General features: G+C 72.6%; 15 protein-coding genes. 10 read left to right on the top strand and 5 right to left on the bottom strand.

Annotated elements, in window-relative coordinates:
• Positions 1 to 14 precede the first annotated feature (14 nt).
• The 6 genes from CRT23_RS08810 to CRT23_RS08785 all read left to right on the top strand — a co-directional run bounded on the left by CRT23_RS08810 (position 15) and on the right by CRT23_RS08785 (position 5,941).
• Complete coding sequence (locus CRT23_RS08810) at positions 15 to 1,373, top strand: cation:dicarboxylase symporter family transporter (RefSeq protein ID WP_245436073.1); 1,359 nt, start codon at positions 15 to 17, stop codon at positions 1,371 to 1,373.
• A gap of 95 nt (positions 1,374 to 1,468) precedes the next feature.
• A complete protein-coding gene (locus CRT23_RS08805) occupies positions 1,469 to 2,410 on the top strand; it encodes an NAD(P)-dependent oxidoreductase (RefSeq protein ID WP_181017300.1) in 942 nt (313 codons plus the stop codon).
• 6 nt (positions 2,411 to 2,416) lie between these two features.
• Positions 2,417 to 3,406, top strand: a complete 990-nt coding sequence (locus tag CRT23_RS08800) for an Ldh family oxidoreductase (protein WP_103709389.1) — start codon at positions 2,417 to 2,419, stop codon at positions 3,404 to 3,406.
• A gap of 2 nt (positions 3,407 to 3,408) precedes the next feature.
• Positions 3,409 to 4,296, top strand: a complete 888-nt coding sequence (locus CRT23_RS08795) for a GntR family transcriptional regulator (protein ID WP_245436071.1) — start codon at positions 3,409 to 3,411, stop codon at positions 4,294 to 4,296.
• 38 nt (positions 4,297 to 4,334) lie between these two features.
• The gene (locus tag CRT23_RS08790) at positions 4,335 to 5,549 is read left to right on the top strand and encodes a molybdopterin-dependent oxidoreductase (RefSeq protein ID WP_103709388.1); all 1,215 of its coding nucleotides are present in this window, start codon (positions 4,335 to 4,337) and stop codon (positions 5,547 to 5,549) included.
• A 101-nt stretch (positions 5,550 to 5,650) separates the two neighbouring features.
• Complete coding sequence (locus tag CRT23_RS08785) at positions 5,651 to 5,941, top strand: cytochrome c (protein ID WP_348628841.1); 291 nt, start codon at positions 5,651 to 5,653, stop codon at positions 5,939 to 5,941.
• A gap of 45 nt (positions 5,942 to 5,986) precedes the next feature.
• Here CRT23_RS08785 and CRT23_RS08780 read toward each other — a convergent pair whose 3' ends face one another.
• The gene (locus CRT23_RS08780; RefSeq protein WP_055950885.1) at positions 5,987 to 6,229 is read right to left on the bottom strand and encodes a hypothetical protein; all 243 of its coding nucleotides are present in this window, start codon (positions 6,227 to 6,229) and stop codon (positions 5,987 to 5,989) included.
• Positions 6,230 to 6,363: 134 nt separating this feature from the next.
• On the opposite strand from CRT23_RS08780, the gene CRT23_RS08775 reads away from it, so the two are divergent.
• Complete coding sequence (locus CRT23_RS08775) at positions 6,364 to 7,449, top strand: putative sulfate exporter family transporter (RefSeq protein ID WP_082512958.1); 1,086 nt, start codon at positions 6,364 to 6,366, stop codon at positions 7,447 to 7,449.
• A 17-nt stretch (positions 7,450 to 7,466) separates the two neighbouring features.
• Here CRT23_RS08775 and CRT23_RS08770 read toward each other — a convergent pair whose 3' ends face one another.
• The 3 genes from CRT23_RS08770 to CRT23_RS08760 form a co-directional block, all read right to left on the bottom strand.
• On the bottom strand, positions 7,467 to 8,480 hold the full coding sequence (locus tag CRT23_RS08770) for a zinc-binding alcohol dehydrogenase family protein (RefSeq protein ID WP_103709387.1): 1,014 nt from the start codon (positions 8,478 to 8,480) through the stop codon (positions 7,467 to 7,469).
• 366 nt (positions 8,481 to 8,846) lie between these two features.
• Positions 8,847 to 9,953, bottom strand: a complete 1,107-nt coding sequence (locus tag CRT23_RS08765; RefSeq protein WP_055950881.1) for a 2'-deoxycytidine 5'-triphosphate deaminase — start codon at positions 9,951 to 9,953, stop codon at positions 8,847 to 8,849.
• 99 nt (positions 9,954 to 10,052) lie between these two features.
• On the bottom strand, positions 10,053 to 10,472 hold the full coding sequence (locus tag CRT23_RS08760) for a hypothetical protein (protein WP_055950879.1): 420 nt from the start codon (positions 10,470 to 10,472) through the stop codon (positions 10,053 to 10,055).
• A gap of 144 nt (positions 10,473 to 10,616) precedes the next feature.
• On the opposite strand from CRT23_RS08760, the gene apaG reads away from it, so the two are divergent.
• From apaG to speG, 3 genes are read left to right on the top strand one after another with little or no spacing between them, the layout of a single operon-like run.
• Entirely contained in the window at positions 10,617 to 11,009 is a 393-nt protein-coding gene (apaG, locus tag CRT23_RS08755) for a Co2+/Mg2+ efflux protein ApaG (protein ID WP_055950877.1), read from the top strand.
• A gap of 4 nt (positions 11,010 to 11,013) precedes the next feature.
• Positions 11,014 to 12,186 (top strand): acetylornithine deacetylase, encoded by a 1,173-nt coding sequence (gene argE, locus CRT23_RS08750; RefSeq protein WP_103709386.1) that lies wholly within the window; start codon positions 11,014 to 11,016, stop codon positions 12,184 to 12,186.
• Positions 12,171 to 12,767 carry a spermidine N1-acetyltransferase gene (gene speG / locus CRT23_RS08745; protein ID WP_280137536.1) on the top strand — a complete coding sequence of 199 codons (597 nt, stop codon included), beginning with the start codon at positions 12,171 to 12,173 and terminating at the stop codon, positions 12,765 to 12,767. Before argE ends, speG begins: the two co-directional genes overlap by 16 nt.
• 95 nt (positions 12,768 to 12,862) lie before the next feature.
• Here the strand turns inward: speG and CRT23_RS08740 are convergent, their stop codons facing one another.
• Entirely contained in the window at positions 12,863 to 14,116 is a 1,254-nt protein-coding gene (locus CRT23_RS08740; protein ID WP_181017294.1) for a hypothetical protein, read from the bottom strand.
• Between the last annotated feature and the right edge of the window lie 135 nt (positions 14,117 to 14,251).

The following is a 14,251-nucleotide window of genomic DNA, read 5'->3' as shown; positions in this document are numbered from 1 at the left end:
CGCCCATACGTTTCTTGCGATCGATCTACGGTCAGGTCCTGATCGGCATCGCCCTCGGCATCGTCGTGGGCGTGCTGGCCCCCGGCTTCGCCGTCGGCCTGAAGATCCTCGGCGACATGTTCATCAACCTGATCAAGATGGTCGTCGGGCCGGTGATCTTCTGCACGGTGGTGGTCGGCATCGCCCATGTGGGCGACATGAAGAGCGTCGGCCGGATGGGCCTGAAGACCCTCGTGTATTTCGAGGTCTCGACCACCGTGGCCCTCGGCGCCGGCCTGCTCTTCGTCAACCTGCTGCGGCCGGGCGACGGCATCAACGCCACGGTGGAGAGCCTGGACGCCAAGAGCGTCGCCACGATCGCCGGCAAGGCCCACGCCCAGAGCGTGATGGAGATCATCGCCAACATCATCCCGCACAGCGCCGTGGACGCCTTCGCCAAGGGCGACCTCCTGCAGGTGATGTTCTTCTCCGTGCTGGTGGGGATGGGCCTCGCCGCCATGGGGCCGAAGGGGCAGTTCCCGCTCAAGGTCATCCACGCCTTCGGCGATATCCTGATGAAGGTCGTGGGCATCATCATGCGCTTCGCCCCCATCGGGGCGTTCGGCGCCATGGCCTTCACCATCGGCAAGTTCGGCCTCGGCATCCTGGCCCAGTACGGCATGCTGATCCTGTCCCTCTACCTGACCTTCTTCGTGTTCATCGTGCTGTTCCTCGGCGGCGTGATGCGGTTCTACGTGGGCTTGAGCCTGTGGAAGCTGTTCCTCTACGTCCGCGAGGAGATGTTCATCCTGCTCGGCACGACCAGCACGGAATCTGTCCTGCCGCGCCTGATGGCCAAGCTCGGCGGTCTCTCCGTCGAGAAGGGCGTCACCGGCCTGGTGATGCCGGCCGGCCTGTCCTTCAACATGGACGGCTCGTGCATCTACCTCACCATGGCGATCGGCTTCATCGCCCAGGCACTCAACATCCCGCTCACCTGGGAGCAGGAACTCGGGATCCTCGCCATCGCGCTGGTGACCTCGAAGGGGGTCGCGGGCGTCGCCGGGGCCATCCTGTTCGTGCTCGCCGCCACCCTGCAGGCGTCCCAGCTCCTGCCCGTCGCCGGCATCGCGCTGATCATCGGCGTCGACCGCATCCTCAACGAGCTGCGCTGCATCACCAACGCCATCGGCAACATGGTGGCGACCCTGGTGATCGCCCGCTGGGAGGGCAAGATCGACCTCGCCCATGCCCGCGCGGTCCTCGACGGGCGCATCCAGCCCGACCTCGACAGCCTCGACGAGCCGGACGAGGCGTTCGAGGAGGCGCCCGCCCCCAGCGCCCCGAGCCCGGCCCGCCACCGGACGATGGCCGCCGCGCTCCCCGCCACCTGACGCGCCGCGTCCCCGCAAACCGGAGGCCCAGTGCCATGACGCCCCCAGATATGACGCCCCCAGACCTGACCCCACCCCCGACCCGGACCGGCCGCGTGCCGAAGGTCGTGATCGCCGAGTTCATGGACGAGGCCGCCATCGCGGCCGAGCTCGGCGGGTTCGCCACACATTACGACCCGGCCCTGGTGGACCGGCCCGAGGACCTGCGGGCGGCCCTGGCCGATGCGGACGCCCTCGTGGTCCGCAACCGCACCCAGGTGAACGCGGCGCTGCTGGCCGCCGCCCCCGACCTGAAGGTGGTCGGTCGCCTCGGCGTCGGCCTCGACAACATCGACCTTGACGCGTGCCGGGCCCGCGGCGTCGCCGTCTATCCCGCCACCGGCGCCAACGACGTCGCGGTGGCCGAGTACGTCATCGGCACCGCCATGCTGCTCCTGCGCGGCGCCTACGGGGCCAGCGCCGCGATGGCGGCCGGGACCTGGCCGCGCAACGCCCTGATGGGCCGGGAGATCTCGGGCAAGCGCCTCGGCCTCGTCGGCTTCGGTGCCATCGCCCGCGAGACCGCCCGTCGCGCCCTCGCCCTCGGGATGCGGGTCTCGGCCTACGACCCCTTCCTGCCGGCCGACGACCCGGCCTGGCGGCCGGACGGCGGTCCGGTGGTGCGCGCCGATCGCGACGGGCTCATCGCCGACAGCGACGTCCTCTCCCTGCACGTGCCGCTCACGCCCGAGACCCGGGGGATGATCGATGCGGGCGTCCTCGCCCGGATGCCCGCCGGGGCGGTGCTGATCAACGCCGCCCGGGGCGAGGTGGTCGACGGCGCCGCGGTTGCGGCGGCGCTCAGGGCCGGGCATCTCGGCGGGGCCGCCCTCGACGTCTTCCCGCACGAACCCCTCGATGCCGCCGCGGGCGCCCTCTTCCGCGACCTGCCCAACCTCATCCTGACACCGCACATCGCCGGGGTGACCCGGGAATCGAACGTGCGCGTGTCCCGCGTCACGGCCCAGGCCGTGCGCCGCCACCTCGCCGAGGACTGAACCGCCATGACCACCCTGAGCCTCGCCGCCGCCCACGCCCTCGTCAGCGAGGCCCTGGTCCGCTGCGGCACCCGCCCGCCCGCCGCCGACAGCGTCGCCCGCGCCCTGGTCGGGGCCGAGGCCGATGGCCTGAAGGGCCACGGGCTCTCGCGGGTGGCCTCCTATGCGGCCCAGGTCCGGGCCGGCAAGGTGGTGGGCGACGCCGCGGTCGCGGTGACGCGGCCCCGACCCGGCCTCCTCGCCGTCGACGCCGCCCACGGCTTCGCCTACCCGGCCCTCGACGCCGTGGTGGAGCAACTGCCGGCGATGGTCCGGGAGCAGGGCGTCGCGGCGGCCGGCCTCCGGCGCTCGCACCATTGCGGCGCGGCCGGCCGCCCCGTCGAGGCCCTGGCCGAGGCCGGGCTCATGGCGATCCTGCTGGCCAACACCCCCGCCGCCATGGCGCCCTGGGGCGGATCCCGGGCGGTGTTCGGGACGAACCCCCTCGCCTTCGCCTGCCCCCTGCCCGGCCGCCCGCCGATCGTGGTCGACCTGTCCCTCTCGAAGGTCGCCCGCGGCGCGATCATGGCCGCCCGCCAGCGCGGCGAGGCCATCCCCGAGGGCTGGGCCCTCGATGCCGCGGGCGCGCCGACCACCGATCCGGCCGCGGCCCTGAAGGGCACCATGGTGCCCCTCGGCGACGCCAAGGGCACGGCGCTGGCCCTGATGGTGGAACTCCTCGCCGCCGGCCTGACCGGCGGGCGCTTCGCCGGCGAGGCGAGTTCGTTCCTCGACGCCGAGGGCGATCCGCCGGGCACCGGGCAGCTCGTCATCGCCCTCGCGGCGGATGCCTTCGGCCCCGGGGCGCTGGCCCGGTTCGCGGAACTCGCCGGCTCCATCGAGGTGCAGGACGGGGCCCGCCTGCCCGGGGCCCGTCGCCTCGCCCTCCGGGCCCGGGCCGAGGCCGAGGGGCTCAGCGTCCCGGACGCCCTCGTGGCCGAGATCGCGGCGCTCTGACGATGAAGGCCGCGCTCCCGAGCGGGACCCGCCCCCGGCCGCCGGCCCTGCGGATCGACCGATTGCCCGGAGCCGGGCTCGGCCTTAACGAGGGACGGGACACCGTGCTGGGAAACCTCTCCTTTCCTCCGCCCACGCCCGGGGAGCAGCGGCGCACCGACATGGAACGCACAGGTGGGAATGCGGTGGGTTTCCGGCCGCTCTATCGGCAGGTCTACGACACGCTCCTGCGCCGCCTCGCCGACGCCGTCTGGCAGCCGGGCCAGATCCTGCCCAGCGAGGGGGTGCTGGCGGCCGAGCTCGGCGTCAGCCAGGGCACGGTCCGCAAGGCCCTCGACGCGCTCACCGCCGACAGCCTGCTGGTGCGCCGCCAGGGCCGCGGCACCTTCGTGGCCGAGCACGACGACAAGCAGAGCGTCTTCCGCTTCTTCAAGCTGCGCCCCGACGGAGCGGTCGCCGGCACCCCGACCAGCCGCGTCGTCGCGATCGCCGAGGCCGCGGCCACCATCGACGAGCGCGACCGGCTCGCCCTCCTGCGCAACGCGCGCGTGGTGCGGCTGGAGCGGGTGCGCGCCCTCGACGGACGGATCTGCCTCGTCGAGACGATCGCCGTCCCGTCGAGCCTGTTCCCCGGCCTGGCCGCGATGGAGCTCCCGAACACGCTCTACAGCCTCTACGCGACCCGGTTCGGCATCACGATCGCCACCGCGCACGAGCGCCTGAAGGCGATCGCCCTGGGCCCCGACAAGGCGCCCCTGCTGGGGGTGCCGGCGGGGATTCCGGTGCTCGAGGTCGACCGCGTCGCCGTCGATCTCGAGGACCGGCCGGTGGAGTGGCGCCTGTCGACCTGCCTCACCGAGGACATCCACTACGCCTCCGTCCTGCGCTGACCGCGCGGACGCCTTCAGCCGGACGGGAGATGACCGGGATGACCGAGACCGATCGCAGAACGCTCCTCCGGCAGGCCGGGGCCGGCCTGCTCGCGGCGTCCGGGGCCGCCCTCGCGCCCTGGGCGGCCCGGGCCGGCGAGTCCGTCACCCTGCCCTTCGGCAACGGCGAGCGCCCCCTCGTGGCCTATCCGGGCAAGCGCCCGCTGCTGCAGATGACGGCGCGGCCGCCGCAGCTCGAGACGCCCTTCGGGGTGTTCGACGAGGGGGTGATCACGCCGAACGATGCCTTCTTCGTCCGCTACCACCTGGCCGACATCCCGACCACCATCGATCCCGAGGCCTTCCGCCTGACGGTGTCGGGCCATGTCGACGGGCCGGTCGCGCTGTCGCTGGCCGAGCTGAAGGCGATGCCGGGGGCCGAGATCGTCGCGGTCAACCAGTGCTCGGGCAATTCGCGCGGCTTCGTCGCGCCGCGGGTCGCGGGCGGGCAGCTCGCCAACGGCGCCATGGGCAATGCCCGCTGGACCGGCGTCCCCCTGAAGGCCGTGCTCGACCGGGCGGGCGTGAAGGCCGGGGCGGTGCAGGTCGTCTTCGAGGGGCTCGACGGCCCGGTCCTACCCGAGACCCCCGACTTCGCCAAGGCGCTGGGCATCGACCATGCCCGCGACGGCGAGGTGATGCTGGCCTGGGCCATGAACGGCGAGGACCTGCCCTGGCTCAACGGCTATCCGTTACGCCTCGTGGTGCCGGGCTTCTACGGCACCTACTGGGTCAAGCACCTCAACGCCATCACGGTGACGGACAAGCCCTACGAGGGCTTCTGGATGCGCGCGGCCTACCGCATCCCGGACAATCCCTGCGCCTGCGTCGAGCCCGGCCAGACCCCCAAGGCCACCGTGCCGATCAACCGCTTCGTCATCCGCTCCTTCGTCACCAACCTCGCCGACGGGGCCGCGATCCCGGCCGGGCGCACGGCGTTGCGCGGCATCGCCTTCGACGGCGGCTCGGGCATCCGGGCGGTGGCGGTTTCCACCGATGACGGGCAGAGCTGGACCGAGGCGAGCCTCGGCCCGGATCTCGGGCGCTATTCGTTCCGGCCCTGGACCCTGTCGGTCGATCTCCCCGCGGGGATGCACGCCCTCCGGGTCCGGGCGACGGGGCAGGACGGCGCCACCCAGCCGATGGAGTCGCGCTGGAATCCGCCGGGCTACATGCGCAACGGGGTCGAGACCGTCCGGGTGCGGGCGGCATGAGGAGAATCAGGATGACCGTGCGTTCTCCCGCGGCGGCACGGGCCGCCACCGGCCTCCTGAGGGGATATGTCCGGGTGGGATGTGTTTTGGCCGGATGTGTCTTGGCCGGATACGTTTTCGCGAGCCTCCCGGCCGCCGCCGCACCCCGGACCTACGACCTGCCGGAGCCGACCGCGCAGCTGCGCCCGGCGCCCGGTCACGAGGCCGGCCTCGCGGCGGCCGAGGCCCATTGCCAGAGCTGCCACGCGGTCGACTACATCGCGATGCAGCCGCCGGCCCAGGGGGCGGCCTTCTGGACCAGCGAGGTGACGAAGATGCGCAAGGTCTATCACGCGCCGGTCGACGAGGCGGATGGCAAGGCCATCGCGGAATACCTCGCGGCGGCGTACTAGGCCTCGGACACGATGACGGGCGCCGCTCCGAGCGGCGCCGGACCCTTACAGGATGGCGGTGATGAAGGCGGCAACCTGCGCATGAGCGTTCGCGACCATCTGCGCCACCGGCTCGTCGGCCAGGTAGACGCGGCTCGCCGTCAGGGTCGCGGCGATCAGCCAGAAGCCGATCACGGCGACGCTGCGCGCCCGACGGTCGCCCGCGTTGGGGGCGCCCTGGCACGCGATCTCGACGGGCTCGCCGAAGGGATCGTAGGCCATCGCCGGGCTGTCGGAACGGTTGCTCATAGGGGTGAATGTCGCGCTTTGACCCTGCCCAATCAATGGATGGGTTTTGCGAAGATTTTCGCCACGGGAGAGCATTGTTCTCGCCGCCGAGCCCGGGGCAGAATTTCCTTCCGATTGCCTCGCGGAAAGGCAGCATGAGCACCAAGAGCATCACGACGGCCCCCGCCGGCGCGGGCAAGCCGGAGGCCGCCGGCGGCCGGATCGCCTCGCTGGTGCCCGGCCTCCTCGTCTGTCTCGCCGTCACGGCGGCGGCCCTGGCCGTGCAGGCCCTGGAGGAGCGCGCCACCGGCCACCCCTACGTCGAGGCCCTGGTCATCGCGATCCTGCTGGGGATCGCCCTTCGCACCCTGTGGAGCCCGGGCGAGCGCTTCCGGGCCGGAATCGCCTTCTCGGCCAAGCAGGTGCTGGAGCTCGCCGTCACCCTGCTCGGCGCCTCGATCAGCCTCGGGGCGATCGTCGCCTCCGGCACGAGCCTCCTCGTCGGCATCGTCGCCACGGTGGTGCTGGCGATCGTGGCCAGCTACGCCATCTGCCGGGTGCTCGGCCTGCCGCCCCGCATGGCGATCCTGGTGGCCTGCGGCAACGCCATCTGCGGCAACTCCGCCATCGCCGCGGTGGCGCCGGTGATCGGGGCCGACAGCAAGGACGTGGTGGCCGCCATCGCCTTCACGGCGGTGCTCGGCGTGCTGATGGTGCTGGGCCTGCCCCTGTTCATCCCCCTCGCCGGCCTGTCCGAGCACCAGTACGGCACCCTGGCGGGCCTCACGGTCTACGCGGTGCCGCAGGTGCTCGCCGCCACGGTGCCGGTGGGCATCCTGGCGACCCAGGTCGGCACCCTGGTCAAGCTCGTCCGCGTCCTGATGCTCGGGCCCGTGGTGGTGGCCTTCTCCTTCATCGCGCCGCACCTGCCGGCGGAGGGCTCTTCGGCCAAGGGCCGGCCCGGGCGCCTCGGCTTCTTCAAGATCGTGCCCTGGTTCATCCTGGGCTTCCTGGCCCTCGCGACCCTGCGCTCGGTCGGGCTCGTCCCCGACGCGGCCTCCCAGCCGGTGACGCGCCTCGCCGGCCTGCTCACCGTGGTGTCGATGGCGGCCCTGGGCCTCGGCGTCGACGTGCGGGTCCTGGCCCGGGTCGGCGGCCGGGTCACCCTGGCGGTGACCGGCTCGCTCGTCGTCCTCCTGCTCGTCAGCCTGTCCCTGATCTGGGCCCTCAGGATCGCCTGAACGGCCCCGGACCGGCTTCAGAAGCCGGCCAGCACCGTCTTGCCGATGCTGCGCCCGCTCTCCTGGGCGGCGTGCGCCCGGCGCAGGGCCTCGGCGGTGATCGCGCCCATCTCCTCCCGCAGGGTGCTGCGCAGGAGACCGGCATCCACGAGGCGCGACACCTCGGTGAGGATGCGGTGCTGCTGGTCCATGTCCGGCGTGCCGAAGAGGCTGCGGGTGAACATCAGCTCCCAGTGCACCGACAGGCTCTTGCGCTTGAACGGCACGATGTCGAACGTCTCCGGATCGTCGATCAGCGCCAGGGCGCCCTGCGGGGCCAGGGCCGCCACGATGGCGTCGCGGTGCTGGTCGCTGCCGCTCAGGCTGGCCACGTAGCGCACCTGGGGCAGGCCGATGCGCGCCAGCTCCCGATCGATCGGCTTGCGGTGGTCGATGACGTGGTGCGCGCCCATGGCCTGGCACCAGGCCTCGGTCTCGGGGCGCGAGGCCGTGGCGATGACGGTGAGGCCGGTGAGCCGGGCGGCGATCTGGGTGAGGATCGAGCCGACGCCGCCGGCGCCGTTGATGATGAGGAGCGCGTCGCCGCCCGCCATCGCGCCGTAGGGGACGCGCAGGCGGTCGAACAGCAGCTCCCAGGCGGTGAGCGCGGTCAGCGGCAGGGCGGCGGCCTGCGACGGCGTCAGCGTCCGCGGCGCCGGCCCGACGAGGCGCTCGTCCACCGCGTGGAACTCCGCGTTGGTGCCTGGCCGGTCGAGGGCACCGGCATAGAACACCGCGTCCCCCGGCTTGAACAGGCGGACCTCCGGGCCGACCGCCTCGACGAGGCCGGCCGCGTCGTAGCCGAGGATGTGCGGCGCCCCCGGCGCCGGCGTCACCCGGCCGCGGACCTTCACGTCGACCGGGTTGACCGAGACCGCCTGCACGCGGACGAGCAGGTCGCGGGGGCGCGGCACCGGCCGGGGCTGCGCGAGATCGACCAGCGCCTGGGGATCGCCGATGGGCAGGGAGGTGTGAAAACCGACGGCCTTCATGGGGGTCTCCGTGTCGATGGGGGACGCGTCGAAGGAGATGCGGACCGGCGTCGGGCGCGCGACCCTCCTTCCCCTTCCCCTTGCCCGCGGCCCGAGCGACGGCGCGGCGGACGGGGACGGCTGGGTCGCGGCGAGGGCCGAGGCTGACGGGGGCTTCTCGAACGGCGCAAGGGGATCGCGGCGAGCCCCCGATCCGGGATCGGCGCGCGCTCCATCGGCGATGGAGCCCCGGGACCGTGCCACGCGTCCCGGCATCGGGGAAACGCATAGTTCCGATCGGTGCCATTCGAATTGCAGCTGGATCGGTCGCGGGGGGAGGCCCGCCCTGACCGGCGAAGGGCCGGCCGTCGGCGCGCGGGCCGCGCGTCAGACGAAGTGCTTGGAGAGCTTCAGCCCCTGGGCCTGGTAGTTCGAGCCGGCGCCCGCCCCGTACAGGGTGGCGGGGCGCTCGGCCATGCGCTCGTAGACGAGGCGGCCGACGATCTGGCCGTCCTCGAGCAGGAACGGCACGTCGCGCGAGCGCACCTCGAGGACGGCGCGGGCCCCCGCCCCGCCGGCGGCGGCGAAGCCGAAGCCCGGATCGAAGAAGCCGGCATAGTGGACCCGGAACTCGCCCACCAGGGGATCGAACGGCACCATCTCGGCGGCGAAGTCGGGCGGTACCTGCACAGCCTCCTTCGAGGCCAGGATGTAGAACTGGCCCGGGTCGAGGATCAGGGCCCTGGACGGGTCGGCGTGCAGGGGCTCCCAGAAATCCGCCGCCCGGTGCGTGCCCGGGGCGTCGACGTCGACGAGGCCGGTGTGACGCCGGGCGCGGTAGCCGATGAGGCCCGAGAAGCCCGAGAGGTCGATGGAGACGCCGATGCCGCCCTGGAAGCTCGGGTTCGGGGCGTCGACCAGGGGCGAGGCCGCGTGCAGGGCCGCGAGCGCGGTGTCCGTGAGGCGGGGCTCGCCGCGCCGGAACCGGATCTGCGACAGGCGCGAGCCGGTGCGGACCTTCACCGGGAAGGTGCGGGGCGAGATCTCGGCATAGAGCGGCCCGTGATAGCCGGGCTCGACCTGGTCGAAGGCGGCGCCCCGGTCGGTGATGACCCGGGTGAAGACGTCGATGCGGCCGGTGGAGCTCTTCGGGTTGGCGCTGGCCGCGAGGTCGCCCGGCAGGGCCAGGTGCTCCTGCAGCTCGGCGATGTAGACGCAGCCGGTTTCCAGCACGGCCCCGTGGCGCAGGTCCATCTCGTGCAGCGCGAAGGCGGCGATGCAGGCGGAGACCGTGCGGGTGCCGGGCAGGAAGCTGGTGCGCACGCGGAACACCCGGGCGCCCAGGCGCAGGTCGAGGCTCGCGGGCTGGATCTGGTCGGGAGCGTAGGGCGTGTCGGGCCGGATCGCGCCCGCGCGCGTCAGGGCCTGGATCCCGCTCGCGGCCAGAATCCCGTGCTGGTGGCGTCCCGCCCCGTCCTCAATCCCGTCCGGCATCCGCTCGCACCACCCGCTGGTCCATCGGGCACCGCCCCGGCGGCCGGGGCGGGAACGCCGCATCCTGCACGAAATGCGGCCGGATCGCCTAAGGTCCGGTTAAACCTCCGGGTCCCGGTCGATCCGCAGCACGATCCAGGCGAGGGCGAGGCGGGCGATGGCCCCCATGGCGACCAGCCCCGCCAGGGCGCTGGCGAGGATCGGAAAGCCGGCCGGCCAGACCGCCAGGGCGACGCCGAACAGGACCGCGCCGAGGCCGGCGGCCGGTCCGAAGGCCAGCACCACGGAGGGCAGGCCGGCGATCCGCGGCGCCCCGCCCCCGCGGCGGGCCAGCCAGGCCCCCGCCGCCTGCGCCAGCCCGTCGAGGGCCAGCGCCACGGCCAGGGCCAGGGCGGCCCAGCCGTTGCGCTCGGGCGCCGCCCAGGCGAAGGCGACGGTCAGGCCCGCGAGGGCGAGGCTGGCGAGGAGGGCCCGGCCGGCGGACCGGACGGACAGGCGCGAAACGGTCTCCTCGACCACGGGACACGGACCTCGATCTTGCGCGGGCAGCCCCGCATTCGCCACGATTGACGCGGTTTTGCGAGGGCCGTACCACGACGCCCTGTGCTTGTCGCGGACGCAGCGCGCTCGGGGTTCAGGTCCGGCCAGGGAGGCATGACGAGGATGTACAAGGCTCAGACGCGCGGAATCAGCGTGACCGTGATGCCACGCTTCGTCGAGGAAGAATCGTCGCCGGCCGAGAGCCGCTACTTCTTCGCCTACACGGTCGAGATCGTGAACAACGGCCCCGAGCAGGTGCAGCTGCGCTCCCGCCACTGGCGCATCGTCGACGGACGCGGCGAGACCCAGGAGGTCCGCGGCGCCGGCGTGGTCGGCAAGCAGCCGGTGCTCGAGCCGGGCGAATCGTTCAGCTACACCAGCGGCTGCCCGCTCACCACGCCCGACGGCCTGATGGCCGGCAGCTACACCATGGCGACCCATGGCGGCGAGAGCTTCGAGGCGGAGATCCCGGCCTTCTCGCTCGATTCGCCCCACGTCCGCCGCAGCGTGCACTAGGGCCATGTCCACCGAAGGCCCGCGTCCGGAGACCCTCGACTGGCTGGCGCGGCTCGTGGCCTTCGACACCGAGAGTTCGAAATCGAACCTCGCGCTGATCGACAGCGTGGCGGCCGCCCTCGACGGGCTCGGGGTGCCCTTCGTCCGCGTGCCCAACGCCAGCGGCGACAAGGCGGCCCTGTTCGCCACCATCGGCCCGATGGTCGACGGCGGCATCGTGCTCTCCGGCCATACCGACGTGGTGCCGGTGACGGGGCAGGCCTGGAGTGCCGACCCCTTCACCCTGCGGGTGGCGGACGGGCGCGCCTACGGGCGCGGCGCCGTCGACATGAAGGGCTTCTGCGCCCTCGCCCTGGCGGCGATCCCGCGCTTCCAGGCCGCCGACCTCAAGCGCCCGATCCACATCCTCCTGTCCTACGACGAGGAGACCACCTGCCTGGGTGTGACCGACACCATCGCGCGTTTCGGGGCCGACCTGCCGCGCCCGGCCGCGGTGATCGTCGGCGAGCCCACCGACCTCGAGGTGGCCGACGCGCACAAGAGCATCGTCACCTACCTCACCACCGTGCACGGGCACGAGGCGCACTCGGCCAAGCCGATGCTCGGGGCCAATGCCGTGATGGCGGCGGCCGACCTGGTCTCCGAGCTGAACCGGATCGCCGACGCGATGATCGCCCGGGGCGACGCCTCGGGCCGCTTCGACCCGCCCGCCACCACCGTGCATGTCGGCACCATCGCGGGCGGCACGGCCCGCAACATCCTGCCCAAGGTCTGCACCTTCCACTGGGAGTTCCGCGGCCTGCCCGACCTCGACATGGGCGAGATCCCGGCCCTGTTCGAGGCCAAGGTGCGCAGCGTGCTGCGCGACCGGCTCAACCGCTACGGCGATTACGGGCGGATCGAGACGCTGGAGGAGGTCGCGGTGCCGGGCCTCGCGCCGGAGCCCGGCTCGGCCGCCGAGCGGCTGGCGCTCCGGGTGGCGGAGCGCAACCACACGATCTCGGTGCCCTACGCCACGGAGGCCGGGCGCTTCCAGGTCGCCGGCATCCCCACCGTGGTCTGCGGCCCCGGCTCCATCGACCAGGCCCACCAGCCGGACGAGTACATCACGCTCGCGGCGCTCAAGGCCGGCGAGGCCTTCATGGACCGCCTCGCGGCGGCGTGCGTGACCCTGTGACGGCCTTCACGTCCCGCACCATCGCGGCGGACGGGCCGGTGAAGCTGCGCCCGCTGGAGCGCGAGGACCTGATGTTCGTGCATCAGCTCAACAACAACGACAGCATCATGCGCTACTGGTTCGAGGAGGCCTACGAGTCCTTCGCCGAACTGGCGCAGCTCTACGAGCGCAACATTCACAACCAGACCGAGCGGCGCTTCATCATCGCCAATTCGGAGGGGGCCCCCGCCGGCCTCGTGGAGCTCGTGGAGATCAACCACCTGCACCGGCGCTGCGAATTCCAGATCGCGATCCACCCGGCCTTCCAGGGCCAGGGCTACGCCCCGCGGGCCACGCGCATCGCCATGGACTATGCCTTCAGCGTCCTCAACATCCACAAGCTCTACCTGCACGTGGACAAGGACAACGCCCGCGCGGTGCGGATCTACGAGCGCTGCGGCTTCGAGCCCGAGGGCATCCTGAAGGACGAGTTCTTCGTCAACGGCAAGTACCGCGACGCGGTGCGGATGTGCCTGTTCCAGCCCGCCTACCTCGCCCGCCGGGGCGGCGGCGACATCGCCGATCCGGTCCTGAAGGCCTGAGCGCGACGCGCGGCGCCGAACCTCCGCGAAGAGGCCCGGCGCCGTTTCCCATCAGGCGATCGGCTTGGCGATCAGCTTGGCGATCGGCTCGGCGATCAGTTGCGGCCCGCGCCGCCCTGCCCGCCGGTGCGCTCGCCGCCACCCATGTTACCGCCACCCATGCTGCCCCCACCCGTGTTGCCGGCCTTGCCGCCCTGCGCGCCGGCATTCAGGCCGCGCTCGGCGCCGCCGGTCCGGCTGCCGGTGTTCAGGGTGCCGCGCTCGGCGCCCCCCGAGCGGTCGGCCGCGTTGCGGATCCCCGAGCCCTCGGTCCCACGGTCGCGGTTCATGCTGCGCTCGGCCTCGGCGCCGGTGCGGCCCCCCTGCTGGCGGGTCTCGGCGTTGCGGATGCCCTCCCGCGACTCGCTTTGGCTCGCGCGGACGTTGCGCGTATCGCGCCGCTCGTCGGTACGGGAGGAGACGGCCTTGCCGCGGAAGCCGTGCTCCTCGAAGCGGGCGCCGACGGTGCCGCCCCGCCGCTCGGTCACCGTCAGGCGGCGATACTCGGGCGAGCCGTAGACCACGCGCTGGCCGCGCACGACCACGTAGCGGGTGCCGGGACGGCGGGTGGTCGTCTCCTCGACGCGCACGAGGCGCCGGTACTGGGGCGAGCCGTAGAGGACGCGCTGGCCCCGGATGGTGACGTAGCGCCGGCGCGAGCGCTCGACCACGCGGTCGCCGCCGCGATGCTCGACGGTGACGAGGCGCCGGTATTCCGGCGAGCCGTAGACCACGCGCTGGCCGCCGATGAAGACGAAGCGGCCCGAGCGGCGCCCGCCCTCGAAGCGCTCGCTGCGCGACTCGCTGCGGCTGCTGACCGAGATCCGGTCGCGCTGCTCGCGGCCGCCGACCCGGTCTTCTCGGGACGAGGAATCCTGGCGGGACGAGGTCCGGGTCGCCCGGTCGCCGCGCACGCCATCCCGGTCGCCCCGGTCCGCGCTGCGGGACTGCGAATCCTTGTTCTGCGAATCCCGGCCCTGGGACGCTTGGTTCTGGGACGCTTGACCCTGGGAGTCTCGGGCCGCCGTGTCGCCGCGGCCGCCCTCGCGGCGTCCGCCGGCCTCGGCCCGTCCGCCCATTTCGCTGCGGGCGCCGCCCGCAGCGCCCTCGCCGCCCTGGCTGCGTACGGCGGCCCCGCCACGGCCCCCGGCCTCGCTGCCGCCGGCGGTGCCGGCCTGGCCCGCACCCTGGGCGTAGGCCGAGGTCGTCATCAGCAGTGCCGTCAGACCAACGACGAAATTCTTGCTGACCAGATGCTTGCTGACCAGACGCTTGCCGATCAGGTTCTTGCCGACCACAAATTTCTTCATCGACGTTCCTCCTGAGCTCTTGTTGAGCACTCTTGAGAAACCCCAAACGTCGAAACCTCAGAAACGGTTCAAATACAAATCCCGGCTGTAGGGACGAGAATTTGCAGCGTCTTGTAATCTACAACAGTCAAGCTT

It is taken from the genome of Methylobacterium sp. V23 (assembly GCF_002917135.1).
Classification (GTDB): domain Bacteria; phylum Pseudomonadota; class Alphaproteobacteria; order Rhizobiales; family Beijerinckiaceae; genus Methylobacterium.
Note: the sequence above shows the minus strand (reverse complement) of the source record. Positions and strands in the feature narration are given on the sequence as shown.

Bases quoted from the DNA above. Each gene is read 5' to 3' on its own strand.
- CRT23_RS08800 (WP_103709389.1), top strand. From the start codon at position 2,417: ATGACCACCCTGAGCCTCGCCGCCGCCCACGCCCTCGTCAGCGAGGCC.
- CRT23_RS08795 (WP_245436071.1), top strand. From the start codon at position 3,409: ATGAAGGCCGCGCTCCCGAGCGGGACCCGCCCCCGGCCGCCGGCCCTG.
- CRT23_RS08790 (WP_103709388.1), top strand. From the start codon at position 4,335: ATGACCGAGACCGATCGCAGAACGCTCCTCCGGCAGGCCGGGGCCGGC.
- CRT23_RS08780 (WP_055950885.1), bottom strand. From the start codon at position 6,229: ATGAGCAACCGTTCCGACAGCCCGGCGATGGCCTACGATCCCTTCGGC.
- CRT23_RS08775 (WP_082512958.1), top strand. From the start codon at position 6,364: ATGAGCACCAAGAGCATCACGACGGCCCCCGCCGGCGCGGGCAAGCCG.
- CRT23_RS08770 (WP_103709387.1), bottom strand. From the start codon at position 8,480: ATGAAGGCCGTCGGTTTTCACACCTCCCTGCCCATCGGCGATCCCCAG.
- CRT23_RS08765 (WP_055950881.1), bottom strand. From the start codon at position 9,953: ATGCCGGACGGGATTGAGGACGGGGCGGGACGCCACCAGCACGGGATT.
- apaG (WP_055950877.1), top strand. From the start codon at position 10,617: ATGTACAAGGCTCAGACGCGCGGAATCAGCGTGACCGTGATGCCACGC.
- argE (WP_103709386.1), top strand. From the start codon at position 11,014: ATGTCCACCGAAGGCCCGCGTCCGGAGACCCTCGACTGGCTGGCGCGG.
- CRT23_RS08740 (WP_181017294.1), bottom strand. From the start codon at position 14,116: ATGAAGAAATTTGTGGTCGGCAAGAACCTGATCGGCAAGCGTCTGGTC.